This is a genomic window from Candidatus Woesearchaeota archaeon, from assembly GCA_016187565.1.
Taxonomy (GTDB): domain Archaea; phylum Nanobdellota; class Nanobdellia; order Woesearchaeales; family JACPJR01; genus JACPJR01.
Window position 1 is genome coordinate 146,998 of the sequence record JACPJR010000010.1, and the last position, 14,240, is coordinate 161,237.

The 14,240-nt window shown below is 43.1% G+C and carries 16 protein-coding genes; 15 read left to right on the forward strand and 1 reads right to left on the reverse strand.

The genetic code is table 11. The annotated features are described in order from the left end of the window. Window positions 1-85 precede the first annotated feature (85 nt). Window positions 86-367, forward strand: coding sequence for a hypothetical protein (locus HYW21_03335; protein ID MBI2548358.1), 282 nt, complete (start codon window positions 86-88; stop codon window positions 365-367). A 17-nt stretch (window positions 368-384) separates the two neighbouring features. On the opposite strand, the gene HYW21_03340 is transcribed toward HYW21_03335, so the two are convergent. Then, a complete protein-coding gene (locus HYW21_03340; GenBank protein ID MBI2548359.1) occupies window positions 385-849 on the reverse strand; it encodes a YbaK/EbsC family protein in 465 nt (154 codons plus the stop codon). A gap of 111 nt (window positions 850-960) precedes the next feature. On the opposite strand from HYW21_03340, the gene HYW21_03345 reads away from it, so the two are divergent. From HYW21_03345 to HYW21_03410, 14 genes are all read left to right on the forward strand, one after another. After that, the gene (locus tag HYW21_03345; GenBank protein MBI2548360.1) at window positions 961-1,293 is read left to right on the forward strand and encodes a hypothetical protein; all 333 of its coding nucleotides are present in this window, start codon (window positions 961-963) and stop codon (window positions 1,291-1,293) included. A 256-nt stretch (window positions 1,294-1,549) separates the two neighbouring features. After that, window positions 1,550-2,335, forward strand: a complete 786-nt coding sequence (locus tag HYW21_03350) for a hypothetical protein (GenBank protein ID MBI2548361.1) — start codon at window positions 1,550-1,552, stop codon at window positions 2,333-2,335. A 27-nt stretch (window positions 2,336-2,362) separates the two neighbouring features. Beyond that, window positions 2,363-3,304 (forward strand): hypothetical protein, encoded by a 942-nt coding sequence (locus HYW21_03355; GenBank protein ID MBI2548362.1) that lies wholly within the window; start codon window positions 2,363-2,365, stop codon window positions 3,302-3,304. A 124-nt stretch (window positions 3,305-3,428) separates the two neighbouring features. Continuing rightward, a complete protein-coding gene (locus tag HYW21_03360; protein ID MBI2548363.1) occupies window positions 3,429-3,593 on the forward strand; it encodes a hypothetical protein in 165 nt (54 codons plus the stop codon). 34 nt (window positions 3,594-3,627) lie between these two features. After that, on the forward strand, window positions 3,628-4,500 hold the full coding sequence (locus HYW21_03365; protein MBI2548364.1) for a fibronectin type III domain-containing protein: 873 nt from the start codon (window positions 3,628-3,630) through the stop codon (window positions 4,498-4,500). Further along, window positions 4,490-4,849: a hypothetical protein gene (locus HYW21_03370; GenBank protein ID MBI2548365.1), complete on the forward strand. Its 360-nt coding sequence runs from the start codon at window positions 4,490-4,492 to the stop codon at window positions 4,847-4,849. The genes HYW21_03365 and HYW21_03370 overlap by 11 nt, the downstream gene beginning before the upstream one ends. A gap of 6 nt (window positions 4,850-4,855) precedes the next feature. Continuing rightward, window positions 4,856-5,167, forward strand: a complete 312-nt coding sequence (locus tag HYW21_03375) for a hypothetical protein (GenBank protein MBI2548366.1) — start codon at window positions 4,856-4,858, stop codon at window positions 5,165-5,167. 57 nt (window positions 5,168-5,224) lie between these two features. Further along, the gene (locus HYW21_03380) at window positions 5,225-6,430 is read left to right on the forward strand and encodes a hypothetical protein (protein ID MBI2548367.1); all 1,206 of its coding nucleotides are present in this window, start codon (window positions 5,225-5,227) and stop codon (window positions 6,428-6,430) included. 66 nt (window positions 6,431-6,496) lie between these two features. Then, window positions 6,497-7,894 (forward strand): AAA family ATPase, encoded by a 1,398-nt coding sequence (locus HYW21_03385; protein ID MBI2548368.1) that lies wholly within the window; start codon window positions 6,497-6,499, stop codon window positions 7,892-7,894. A 95-nt stretch (window positions 7,895-7,989) separates the two neighbouring features. Further along, the gene (locus HYW21_03390) at window positions 7,990-8,943 is read left to right on the forward strand and encodes a terpene cyclase/mutase family protein (GenBank protein ID MBI2548369.1); all 954 of its coding nucleotides are present in this window, start codon (window positions 7,990-7,992) and stop codon (window positions 8,941-8,943) included. 308 nt (window positions 8,944-9,251) lie between these two features. Further along, a complete protein-coding gene (locus tag HYW21_03395; GenBank protein ID MBI2548370.1) occupies window positions 9,252-10,337 on the forward strand; it encodes a hypothetical protein in 1,086 nt (361 codons plus the stop codon). Then, entirely contained in the window at window positions 10,334-10,930 is a 597-nt protein-coding gene (locus HYW21_03400; protein MBI2548371.1) for a hypothetical protein, read from the forward strand. Before HYW21_03395 ends, HYW21_03400 begins: the two co-directional genes overlap by 4 nt. Continuing rightward, entirely contained in the window at window positions 10,923-11,570 is a 648-nt protein-coding gene (locus tag HYW21_03405; protein MBI2548372.1) for a hypothetical protein, read from the forward strand. The genes HYW21_03400 and HYW21_03405 overlap by 8 nt, the downstream gene beginning before the upstream one ends. A gap of 14 nt (window positions 11,571-11,584) precedes the next feature. Next, complete coding sequence (locus HYW21_03410; protein ID MBI2548373.1) at window positions 11,585-14,179, forward strand: M23 family metallopeptidase; 2,595 nt, start codon at window positions 11,585-11,587, stop codon at window positions 14,177-14,179. The last annotated feature ends 61 nt before the right edge of the window (window positions 14,180-14,240 follow it).

The window sequence follows — 14,240 nt, forward strand, 5'->3', positions numbered from 1 at the left end:
GGTGTATCTGACAATTTTTACGCTTTAGATTTAGTTTGCTGTTAAAGCGGTTGTGAGCTTTTGTAGAATAGTTTGTGGTGGAACGATGAGATCAGGCCAGGGACTTTCTCTGACAACAGTTGTTATTGCCGTCCTTGTTATTATTGTACTTATTGTCCTTCTGGTAATCTTTACTACACAGTTGAGGATCTTTGGTAAGGATATCAACGAGAGTGGGACTTCTTACGAACGAATATGTAAAATGCCAGGTCTTGAACGGGAGTGCTATGAATCTAAGGGTACCTGTGAGGCCGAACAAGGTGTTTTCATTCCCAAAAAAGACAACCAGCCATGGAAAGATTGCCCTGGAGAATGCTGTGAGTTGTGAAATTCGCTCCTTTTACTTTACTTTCTTATCCTAGCAATAGTAGCATGATTCGCTTTTTGTAATTCTTGGGTAGAAATCTTTACCAGAGAATTTTCAGAACCACCACCGGTATAAACTATTTGTTTTTCCATTACTTTTTGATCAATGAGAAATCTTGCCTCGTAACCAAACGAGGGAGTTCCACCACAAGGATAACCTGTCTTCTCTAAAATCTCCCGGGGTGTAGCGGTTCTTGGTCGTTGAATATGCAAGGCCTTTTCAACCTGTGAGGTACTCGCTCTGTCTTCACCTTTAACAATAGCAACAATAAGGTTCCCCTGTGCATCAATCATACAGATGTTCTTAACAAAGTCATCGGTATTTGCATTTGCAGTTTGTGCTGCTTCCTCTACAGAGTGACATGATTGGCTAAAATGTAGATGTTCACCTTGAATGTTTTTATCATGTAAAAACTTTTTTAGTTTTTCTTCGTATTGGTTCATAGCGTAAAGAATTATTTTGGAGATTATAAATATTGTTTAGTGGTGACGGATGAGCATTGTTTAAATGGCAAGCGAAATCTTTATATAATAATAGACTGATAAAAATAATATATGTTTCTATATCGTGCAATAAATAAAGAAGAACTTAAAGAATTTCTTACATTAAACAAATTGGAGTTAAAATGGGAGATTAAGAAAAGAACAAAATACAGCTTCATTGTTCACAAAGAGACTCGTTGGGTTAATAGAGAAGGAAATCATAGGTGGCATGTTTATGCAATGGCACGTGACGGCGGAGATTATTGCGGGATAGTTCTTAGATTTTGGAGTTGGGGAAGTCCCTCACTTTTTGAAGAAAATAAGGGTCAATCAGATCGGGGAAAATTTTATTGTCTTAAAGATCATAAAAGAACAGTCAAAGTAGATTATTTATCTCTTGATTAAAAAGATTTGGTTCCGAGAGCTATACCCTCTCTGTTCCTTATGTTCTCTTCGTCGTTAATGAGCAAAAGGTTTATATATTCTCTTGGTTGATAACTTTTGTATGGTGCAGAAAAGAGGTTTGGATTTAAGTTTGCAGACGATTATTTTGTTGGTACTTTTTGCCGTCATTATTATCGTGCTTGTCGCTATTTTTTGGTCGATAACCAGACAACTTTTCAGTTAAACTTCACTCGCAACCTTAACAACGACGCTTACCATGAATACCCGAGGCATTGCAGCAAAGGAACTTGCAGTTATTCTCTTTGTTGTAGCTGCATTAGTCATGGTTGTTTTTCCTTTAACAACGAAGCTCTATGCAAGCCTTACTCGAGGGAGTGCTATTGAATCCTGCCGTTCTGGATTGCTTGCAGATCGCTATGCACCAACAGGAATCAAGGGATTTCCTGAACAATGCATGACCTACCAGAAGATATTTTCTTACAAAGAGGTTTTAGAAGATAACGGGGATGATGAGCAGCTTGATCAAACCGTTATCTTTAATGAATTTGCAAACAGTGCACGCTTGACCTGGTATCAGGCCATAGAAGGCATTGCTCATAGTACCGAAAAAAGTCTTTTCGGAAAAGATGTTGCCTGTTTTATCGGCGGAGAAATTGATTTCGAAAGAAAAGTTCAGGTTGATTTTGCTCAAGAAAAGGTCTGTGGATTATTTGATACGCTGTCAAACGAGAAGATGCAGTCGTGGAAAGCAGGAAATTTTGATGGGACAAACAAAACGTATTTTGCCTATCTCTATGGAAGTCAGACGACATTAGATGCTTACAGAAGCGATGTTGAGGATCGTTTTGGTAAAGATACTGCTTTAGTTCCAGGAAACGATTGCATTAGTCCCTCCCAGAAATATTATGTGGTGTATTATGGAACCTCTATCAGCCTCACGTGGTTTGCACAGGTTGGTACAGCTGCAATGGTTGTGTTTGTTGATGCCGAGCATCTTGGCGATTTGGGATGTCAATTAGTCCATCACAATCCACAAAAATAAAATCATCGTACTCTCAAACGAGAATATATGATACGTCAAAAAAGAGGAAAAAGAGGACAGGCAGATCATTTTGGTGAGTATGTTATTGTTGGACTAGTTATTACGTTGGTTATCTTATTTATCATGCTAAAATTAGAGTTAAGCGTTGGAAATATTCTTCGAGGAACTGTGCCTGAGCAGATCTGCCGTGATAGTGTGCTGGCTCATGCAGGACTACATATCAAGGGTGTTGATGTTTCCTCTGATATTAAATGTCCAACGCAGCACATCAAGAATAGAGCTCGTGAGAATGATGATGCCTTGCATGAGATTGCCGAAGCTATGCGAAAATGTAAGTGGCAGTTTGATGGTGATGGGCTGAACCTTTTTAAAAATAAAGGTGTCTTCGATGCTCTGCTGGACAAGGAAACCAATTACTGTGTGGTTTGTCATCGCCTAGAGTTTACCAATGAACTTACCTTTACCCCTGAAGAGATTCAGAACTATCTGATGGATCATACCTTTCAGCGTCTTCTTGATAACCAGAGTCTGGAAGAGATATCCTATTATGAATACCTCACCGGAATTTCTCCTGAAGAAAATCGTGCAGCATTACAAGCACAAGCTCCGTCTTTTCCTGACGAGGTAATCACCACAAAAGACACTGATTTAGCAACCATCTTTATGTACAACAAAGGCGGTGAGACAACCTCAGCATTTTGGGAATGGACTGGTGGTGGCTCGGGTGCACTTGGTGCTGTTGGTTTAGGCATTGCCTTGTTTAGTGGCGTAGGTACTATTCCTGTTCTCCTGATCATTGGCGCTGGTGCAGGTACAGGCGCGTTGGCGGGGGGTGCAGTTGCCCAAAAGACAGGAACCATTGAACAGACAGCCAATGTTGGTTATATGTTGGTACCGTATACCACAGAATACTTGAGTAGTTTAGAGTGTGATTATCTCCCGGCAAAACAGACCATACTTTCACCTTAAGATTTGGACTACCTAGCTCAACACGCAGAAACCCTTAAATAGAGTAACTGATACGAAGATATAACTGAGATAGCAGTGAGATAGTAAGAAATTTGCAAGATAGAGCAAAGCAACTGGCGACAAAATGATTCCGCTATCAATCCCCCAACCTAAGCGAAAAGCGTCTATTCAATGGAGTTTAGTTACCCTTATCTTGATTCTAGTAACCTTAGTTGTCCTGTTTATCATTCTCTTTATCCTTAAAGGAAATCTGGAAGGAGTAACCAGTTTTTTTAGTAACATCTATTAGAACCTATGAGACAGAAATCGAACCCCCATTCACCATGAAACCCTTTAATGTAGCGAATAAAAAGGCGGAGATGCAATGGGAAATTACCGTGTGGATCCTCGTGCTTGTGGTTTTTGGTATTGGTCTCTTTATCCCGTTCAAAGGAAAAAGCATGGCACAGGGTTTGAGTGATACGCTCTGTAAAGTCCCCCTAGCCTTTGGATTGTCGTTGTGCGAAGCTCCTGAACATGCCTTTACCTTACATGTTGAACAAAACGATTATCTGACAACAACCATTGCTTGGGAGATGGAAGAAAAGAATAAGGACTTTCAGAAGTTTCTTGTTTTCCTTTTCAAAGAGGGTGAAAAAGAACCAGCGTCACCACAGTATACCATCCCAGCGTCCCCTACCGAAGATAAATATACGGTTGAAATCAAAAACCTCCTTGAGGGACAAAACTATAATCTCATTGTCTTTGCCCAAGATAAAGAAGGAAAGAACCGTGAAGAAGTTAAGGCAATATTTTCCTTTACCCTTGCTCCTACGGCTTCATCCTTTGCTGACGTGCTTCAGTATAAGATTGACGTGATGCACTTTGAAATGAATAACGAATTGATGCGTGATGGTGTTACCAAATCCTTTTGTGGGCATCTTGTTGATAGGGGTAATGAAGGCGGGCTTACCTTAGAGTGTACTGATGTACTTGCCAAGGCGCATGAGGATGGTAATTGTGACGACCAAGAACTTGAGGGATTTCTCTTGCCGTCAATAAGCCCAGCCCCGTTTACCTGTACCTCTGCTGACACCCAGGAATCATTTTTATTGCTCAGTACTCTTGCCGATCCAGCAAGCGTTTCTTCATGGCAGGATGATATCGCAGATGTGGTAATGCCTGCTGAACTGGTGGTGAACTTCCGTGAACAATAAACAGCAGAGACAAGGCCAGGGTTTACCCATCAATTATGTGGTCATGGCTGCTCTTGCGCTTATTGCACTGATTATCATTGTCATGCTTATGACTGGCAAAATACGCTTCTTTAACAAGAATGTTGAGGACTGCGAAACAAAGGGTGGGGAATGTGTTGCTCAGGGATCCTGTTCGGGTTTTGGTCAGGTCGATTTAACCTGTCCTAAGGATCGGGTTTGTTGCACAATTACCTGTAAAGCTCTTAGAGGAACGTGTCAGTCATCATGCGATCCAAAAACAGAAACAGAGGTTCCTTTTGTTGATTGCGATGAAAAAAAAGTATGCTGTACAAAGCGAGAAACAGGGTGAGGGTTTATGAAAAAAATGACACAACTAAAGTTCATCAAGCAAAAAAAAGGTGATGTCCCCTGGTTGCTGGTTCTCTTAATCCTTGCCTTGTTGTTCTTGGCAATCTTTGCATTTGTTGGCAGTAGCATGGTGAAGAAATTTCTTGTGTCCATTGGAGCGACACAAAACAAAACCGATACTGAGCAAGGTTGTTTGGTTATTCTTGGTGGTGGAGAAGATCAAGACGGAGACGGGTACCGTAACTCTGCGGAATGCGATTGTGATGATACTGATCCGAAAATCCATGGACCAAAGGAAAACTGCCAAACAAAGAAATAAGACGGATGAAATAAGGAGAAATTGAGCAAACTATAAGAGTTAGGAGAGAAAAACACCATGCGTCCCAGAGAAAATCGCCAGTTACGCTGGCAGTATACTCGAAAAGCTTCAGTAGAGTTTCCGACCTGGATGGTGGTTAGTCTTGTTCTCTCAGCTATCTTTATTTTGGTTCTTTTTGGTTTTGCTCAGGATCTCTATGCAAGCGTTATCAAGCGGCCTGATGAAAGCGTTACCAGCTTTACCACCTTAACTGCAGAGGTCCAAGACTTACTTGAAGATAAAAAGGATTTTGCAGCAGTTGAGCAGTTTCTCTTTACTCTTGATGACCCTTATTTTGTCATTGGGTTCGATACAACATGGGAGCCAAAAAGTGAATTTGGAACAGGTGCTATTGCTAATTGTGGAAATGTTCATCTGGATGTTATTCAAAAACCATCTCTCTGTAAAGGATCTGCATGTCTGTGTGTCTTTCAGAGTTGGGATAAACCCCAATGTACTCTCTTTGCGGGAGATATTACTTTCATGAGGCCACGATCTGTTGATATGGCCGTAGCAGTTGGTGAATTCGAAGCTGAAAAACAACGACGTACACGGTCTGATTCTCATACCATTGTTACCATGTATCCGCCGGAAACAGAACCACAAGGTATACGTTATGGTTATTTAGTGTACGGGGATTGTGAGACGTGGAAGACAAGCGCCATGTACCTTGAGAAGTATGTTAAGGCTGATAAGACGTATGTTTTTATTGCAGAAAAGCCATTTTTAGTAGATCAAGACCAAGAGTTTGATCCACAGCAGCGCTATGAACAGTTACGCCAACTTGTTCCTCCTCTTTGTTCTGACTATTCAGCTGAGCAGTGTAAGCAACTAAAGCCGGGAACCGAGGTAAGTGTTGAAGCAACGACGATTATTGATGGCAGAGCATGTAGCACCCGGAAAGCTAACTGTGTTTATCAGCCAAATGATGCCTGTGCTTTAGCGTGTATTTGGCCGTCCTGTCCAGCAAATGAACCGATTAGTACGCCGTGTACCTGTAACGCCAATCTTATTGAAAAGGGCTATTGTTGCCTGAATAAGGAGACTTCGACTTACAACGTAGAGGCTCGACCATGCCATTGTAAAGAAGTTTCTCGTTGTCAGGATTATACTGACAGCGAGGGTTTAGATTGTACCCATGATACCTGCTATATTGCTCCACTTACCGGATGTATCTGGGACATATCTACGTCACGTTGCAAGGAAAAAGCTCCTTTAGATTAGGTCAATCGACATTTCTTAAGCGTCTTTAAGTAAATTATATAAAAACTACTGGGATTCCTCTTCCTTATGTCCAATGAGGAAGTAGGGAAATTAGTGGATGTGCCTTTAGCAGCAACTGCAGAAGAGGTAGGAGAGCCGTCGCAGAAGGAAACAATACAGCGACTAGAAGAGCATATTCGCTTTTTGGAAAAGGATCATGACAGTGAGATAGACTGCCTCTGGAACGAAATTCGAGCTTTGCAGAATCATGGTGCTGATACCGCAAGAGTAGTATCGGTTTCTAAATCCACGGTAGAGATTGAGGACGTACAGGGCAACAAATATACAGCCAAGTATGATCCGGATATAAGACGTCAGCTTACTCCAGGCAGAGAGGTCTATACAAACGCCCAAAGAACGTACATTCAAGGAGTAAAAAGCCATGTGTTAACGGGTCCTGTTGCCCAAGTTACTCGACTCTTAGATCAGGGAAGAGTAATGGTTGGTAGGGATGGCCACGAAGCGGTCATTTTTGGTGGTAAAGGATTGCGGGTAGGAGATGAGGTCATCTTTGATGATGAAGAAAGACATATTCTCGATGTAATTAGTCGTGCATCGCTTCCTTTAGTGGAATTCCCGAATGTAACCTGGGATGCAGTCGGTGGTCTTGATCACGTTGTTAGCGAAGTGCAAGAGGTAGTGGAGTTACCTTATTTGTATCCTGATGTTTTTCGTCGTTATCCACTCGTGGGAGGTACAGAAAGAAAGTTGAGGACATTCTTTGGTCTTGCTCGAGAGGTGGCAGGAGACGGTGGTCCATTGGTCCTCTACGTTGATGAAATTGACTCGATCGGAAGAGAGCGAGGACAGGGAGAGAATTCACGAGTTTATGACACTGCTACTAATCAATTATTAGTAGAATTAGATGGCATGAATGAACTCGAGAATGTGGTGTGTATGGCCGCAACAAATCGAGAGAAACTGCTTGATAGTGCGCTTATTCGACGATGGGAACATAAGATCTATGTTCCTCGTCCGAGTCAGGAAGGAACAGAGTCTATTTTTTCCATTTACTTAAAACAAGTAGCCTTGGATTCTCGAGTGGCAGACTTTGATGGATCCTCTCTAAAGGATATGGCAAAAAGGGTTACGGATTCGTTGTTTTCTCATTCCCGTCCCATAGCCAGAATCGTGTATTGGGAAAGAGCATATGACCTTGTTGATTTTTCTGATCTCATGAGTGGGAAACTTATCAGAGATACGGTATATCGAGCGGCGTTATTAGCAATAGAGCGAGAGATTAAGGGTGGAGCTCGGGGTGTGACCTCTGACGATCTAGAACGGGCTGTCCAGACCGTCTATGAAGAACATCGACACTTTCCTAACCTTGTCACTGATTATGACAAACGAAATATTGCGGGTAGTCATTACGAGAACATTCAACGAGTAGAGTCTATTACTTCTTCGGGCATTATCTTACGTTGAATGTGAGTATTCCATCCAGTCTTTGACTGGTGGGTTCTCTTGAAACGTCGCACGTCACCAAACCTTTAAAGTCTACTGGTTATTTCTCTTTAATGATGACAAACATCGATGATGCTATTGCCCGTGCCACGGCCTTCGTGCTCGATAGCCGTCACCCTGAAAATGGAATGTGGTATAATTTCCTAACTCGGCATCATGGAGAGAGTGCAGATTGGGTCAGTTCATTTGTCGGGCTGAATATGCTTCGCGCCGGCACCCCTCGAGACGAATTGTTGAGAACTGCGCAGAGCGTCCTGAAACGCCAGCGCGAGGGTGGGGGCTTTAGTTATAATCACAAGATTGTTCCGGATGCCGACTCGACTGCCTTCGCAGTCCGTTTTCTTTCTTATTTCGGCTTTGAAGACGAACTGGTGAATGCGCGCAGTTTCCTTGCCGCTCATCAGCATACGGACGGCAGTTTTGCGACGTATCGCGAAGAGGCCATCAGGCAGTACACGCGCATCCCTCTGGAGATGTCGGTCGCAGGATGGTGCGCAGGAACGACTGACGTGACCGCTTCTGCACTTCTAGCATTACCTACCAATATACGCGCAGTATGCTATCTGCTCAACTCTCAGCTTCCTGACGGGTCTTGGCGGGCTTACTGGTGGACGAGCGATGTCTACACGACGAAGCACGCGGCCGAAGCCCTTCGCCCGTTTGGTTTCGAGAAAGAAGTGGGTGCTGCTCAGCGATGGCTGGCTGACGACGCCAACGTCCCCTCTCTTCCATTCTATCTCGCACTCTCGATCCAGGCACTGGCAGAAGACGAAGCATCCAGGCCCATCATAGATGCTCGGGTCGAGAGACTCCTCGCTATGCAGCGAACTGATGACTGGAGCTGGAACACGCAACCCATCCTGCGTTTCCCATCACCGATGAACGCCGAACCGTGGACTTACCCTTCGTGCTGGCGAGAAGACGCAAGTGACCAAAACAGGATTTTTACCACAGCGACTTGCCTTAAAGCGCTCAGCGATTATCGAGCAGCAACGGGAAAGCAGTTTTAGGACGATTGCCAATAACGTATAGGAACCAGTGTTAGGTCAACGTATATGATGCACGCCATCAGCGTGGCGTGTGTTTGATTACTCTTTCAGAAAAGCAGCTCCATCCAAAAATTCGCTACCGCTCAGGCTAGTAGCTTCAAAATTCTTGACCGGTGATGTAAAAGGGCTATGTTCCCGTAGGGAGCCACCCCTCATAACGCCCGTGATCATGTATGGAATTGAATTTTGACTTGAGGCTGCTAGCCCTTTTTCTGGATGAAGCTCAGAAAAGCACAAGGTATAAATACAAAAATCATTATAGTCGTTGGATGGTGGCAAAAAAAAGAGGGATATCCTGTTTGTACCATACATTGTACCATGCAAAGAGAGGTATGGTTGTTGCAGAAGTGATTATTGATCTTATTCTTCTGGTCAGTACATTTCTCGTTCTTCTTGCCTATGCCAAATCCAGTGCTGAAGGTACCTTGGTTGAGAAGCTCTATGTTACCCGAGATCAAGCACTCTTAATCGATGCGATCTATGCAGCTCCAGGAAACATTGATTATAGTTATACGCTTCCAGATACTTTTTTGAATATGTCTCAATTCAACTATTTGTATTATACCTACACGGTTGCCATGACTGAGAAAAATCAGCCTAGCCTTACAGCCTATCCTCACTATGCTGATCTTTTCCTTGCAAATAATATTTCTTTTCTCACGACGGATATCAAGACACCTATCACCATGCTTCAGTTCAGTAAGATTGGTGATGAGATAACCGTTGGCACACTTCCTGAGAAAAACTTACTCAGACAGGATTGTTCAGTATTTGCAGAGCTTCAAACACAGGCAGATGTGGCTACGCGTTCATTTGTCGTCGATCCAAGTCATGGTGATCTCATTGAGGGATCAAGAGATAGGGGCTATGTCAATGCTCAAGATGCTCTGTTCGCCGAAGCAGAGGTAGCCTACAGTGTGGCATCATATTTTGCGACAAGGTTGTCAGCCAAGCTCACCAGGGAAGAACAACCTGATGCTGTTGTTGATCGACTGTTGCCGATTGGCCAAGATACTGACTTTGTTCTAAGTATCCACACGGGAAGTACACTTCCTGAGGAAAACCCAGTTATTGCGTTTATTCCTCCAGACTCCCCTTACAGTCAAAAATTCGCCTGTATTGCAATAAACACCCTGCTTGAAAAATATCCAGACATTACGCAAGTTGCTATCCTTGAACGTGATGATTCTCTCCTTACGAAGAACCAAGGTTTTGGAAAACAGCATGTTGCGGTTCAATTTGAATTAGGAAATATCCAGATTCCTCGAGAGGAGAATGTCATGCTGGACAAACACCGTGAGCTTGCACAGGCATTGCATGAGGCCATCAACACCTATTACGGGGTGGCATCATGAGCGTATCTCTTCCTGGATGGTTACGATGGGCTAAACAACAGAGAGCCCTGAAAAACCGTCAAGGTATAGGCCCGATTACTACGGTGATGTGGATTCCGAAAATACTATTTCTTGTTATTGTGTTTATCGTGGCCATCATTCTTATCCGAGAATTTCTCGTAACCGGTATTGATGTGTTCGAGCCAGAAGCAGCAACGTTTATCAACAGTTTTCTGTACTCCCCTCATGGACTTTCTTACCGTGATCCTGGCACCGGAAGAGTGTATCCGGGGATCATTGATATCCAGAGATTCAATGCAGAAAATGTTGCGCATTCTCTGGATAGAGCATTCAGTTTTGGCAAGGAGAATAACCACGTCGCAGCACAATTTCGTCTCAAGAGTGTTTCTGGTACTGAGGAAACAATCGTTTATTACAATCAAGCTAAGTACGAGTATTGGAGTACGCTGGCAAAAGCCTTTGGCAATTCAGCCTATGTTGGTCCTGGTGGAGCACGAGAAAAAAAGCAACAATTGTATGTGCTGGCCAGAACAAAAGACGGAACTCTTGAACAAAAAATCCTTGAAATCAGTGTGGTCATTCCCAATGATTAAGAACCAGTATTATCTGAACAGAGAAATTCGAGAAACAACACCCAGAAAAGCAAGAAAAGGACTAGGAACGGTTACTACTGCTTTTTTTTCTTATACGGCTTTTGCTCTGTTGGTCATTATTTTCTTTTTTATTATAGCACTACAGACTGATACCATTGCAGAACAGAAAAAATCATATATTAATACCAGCAATGTTCTTGGCTCAGGCTTAGAACTCCATTGGGATCTTACCCTGCTGAATTATCTCCGTACTCCAGTAACTGTGGATGGTGAGGCCATGACCATGGCAGATCTTATTGTTTTGTGGTACCATAATCCTGAGAAATACGAAGCCTTGCTGACCAGTCAATCTACTGAGGTGTTGAACCAATGGACTTACCATTACATTGATCCCCAATTCAAAAACGAGCGTATCATGGCGTATGCTGTTTGGATATCTGAAGGGCCACCTGTTCGTGGCGAAATTCAGTCAATCCTCCTTCGTCTTCCATCTACTCAATATAAGGGTGAGCATTGTTTGATGAGGGGTAGTCTCTGTCAACAAGCAGGGGGAGCATATCTTCCAGGAAGTGAAACCAAAACCATCTATGTCAGCATTCTTGCCAGTCGTGCAGCCGCATCGACCGATGAAGACAAATAACACTGAGAAAAACCATGAGAATCCATAACCAGCATACTCTGGGAGAATATTCCCTGAATAAGGCTAAGAAAGCGAGTATTCCTCTGTATCATCCCATCTTGGTTATTCTCTTTGCCGTTGTTATGATTACCGCGCTGTTATGGTTTGCAAAATCGTATGGCCGGTTTGAAGACCGGTTTATTGGAGAAAAACAAGCTGAGGTATTTCAGACCTATCAGAAAGGAGAACGTGCGTTGTTCTATCTTGATCAGGCTGCAAAACTAAGTGCCTATGACACCATACATACCTTAGCCCAGAAAGGAGGTTCTAACAAAGAAAGTCCTTGTGGTACGTATCAAGGCTATGCGCTGTGGAATAATAAAACCGAAGAGTGCTACCCAGCAGAAGACCTTCCAGTAGTATTTATCGAGCTCTTCGGGCCATTGCTTAGTCAATATCTCGGTCTTTATCCTGAAGCAGATTTCTCCTTATCTGATGGAACCTTTAATTATCTTGATAACGAAATTGTTGGCGTTGCAGGAAATGATCTGCTGTTTTTGACTGGAAGTCCAAGTTATGCAGGAAGCCTTGATATTTTTCCCTATGCCAATCCTGATACGGTAAGCTTCTCTAATGACTGGGGAAATTCGCGTAGTGGAGGGAAAAGAACGCATGAAGGAACCGATGTCATGCCAGAAAATCCAGCTGAACCTATTCTTGCTGTCCGTCCAGGAACGGTTGTTAAGGCATGGTGCAATCCTTATGGAGGAAATCGTATGCTCATCCGTGATGTTGATGATCCGAATATAGAGTATTATTATGCGCATATGGGAACCTATGCACAAAATTGGCAGGCCGGTGATATTGTTGCCACGGGCCAGGTGTTGGGTGAGACCGGGGATAATATTGGTTGCTATAATGATTGTACGAGCAATGATGCCTGTAGATTATCCTGTCCGGTAGTCGATGGTATCCATCTGTGTGGCTTGCCAGGAAAAACCATACCTCATCTTCATTTTGGTATTTATGTCAACAAGGAGGCAATGAATCCCTATGACTCCTTACAAGCGGTAATCCAAAAAGAACCAGAACAAAATCCAAAGGGCGGTGGGGGTAGCTACACGGTCAAACCATCTTTTCGAATTGCTACCCATTATGATCTCGTAGGGACCTATCAAACACTTGCCAGTCATGCACGGAATTTAATACAAAATTGTGCCAATGCCGCTGATCTTGATGAGTGTATCACCCTGAGTTTACCGAGTCTTTCCCAGCAAGAATTTTCCTGGTCCTTGGGCTACTGCGAGCCAAGAACAGAAGAAGAAAAAGCCTGTCTCAAGGATCCTTATACTGTTCCCTTCTTTGATGCTGAAGGCGATTTTACCAATTGTGGTCGTTGTCCACAGAAAACCCCACAGATCTGTCAAGATTATGCCACGGTTGACTATTGTGTCCGAGATCCATGTACTTATGATTGTCTCTGGGATGGAACTCTTTGTCGTGAAAAAACCGAGGATGAAAAAACAAAAGGAGCAGAACAAAATGAAAATAGTAGAGCCTTTTGCGTTCGCTCAAAACAGGGATTTATGACTCAGGAGGATTATCCGAAATCATTTGCTCTGTATCCAGTTCAGTATCGCTTTGCCCTAACCTTTGTCGCACAGCCCCCTCCTCCAGTAGAAGATGTTACGGTATTTCCATTCCCCGGAAGTGAGGGCTCTTTAGTTGTTAAATTCAAGAAAAGTCCGTGGGAGAAGATACGTTCCTACAAGGTGTATTATGCCACCACAGACTTCAAAGATCAACCTATTGCTAATCATGTAATCCAAGATCCTCAGGATTCTGAGAAAACAATTCCTTCGCTTGAGTTATCTGCCACTGATTACCGAATGTTTTCAAGCATGAGCTTTGATTCCTGTACGTTGAAGCGGACAAGCCCTTTAGGACAGATAGCCTGTCTCTTTGATGGGAATAAATTAGTACAAACGAATCAGCTTTATTTTCTTGAGACAACCCAGGAATTCTTTTATGTGCTTACAGGATTAGAAGAACAGAATTATTTTGTGGCAGTTACTGCTATTGGTGAAAATGGTGCTGAGATAAACAATCAGGATGAAGGTCAGCGTTTTATACGTACGCAAGGAGAACTTCCCTCTGCCCAACCCACTGACACGTTAAGTCCAGGGTTAACAACATTCCAGCTAGAGCCATTAACCATTCAAACGGTAAATGATCCTCTTCATTTTTCATGGACAGAGGTTCTTGGAAATCTCGTTCCTACCTATCCCTTCCAGAATGACCTTGATGGATATATCCTTTATTATCAGTGTGACGAATTAGGACAGAATCCACGGTCATATCTTCTTGGGACAACAAGCCCGGTCTATCTTGAAAGATCGTTCTTTCCTGCCTGTCATCCTCCTGAAACGACTTCTGTCTATGCAGTTGCCATTGTTGCCCAGGATGATGCAACGAATGTTCTTCCTGTAGAACTAGGAAAGGCCCTTGGTTTAGGAATTTCAGCGCTAACCATTACTGATGAGGGTGCAACGTATTCCTTTATGCTATCAACACCTTCGTTTATTCCTGAAGAGCCTATTGTCCCAGACGAGGGAGGTAGCGAGCAATGAAAGAAAGAACTCCGTGGTCAAATCTAGCTCAAATGTTTTGATCTTCCGAAAGATTTAAATA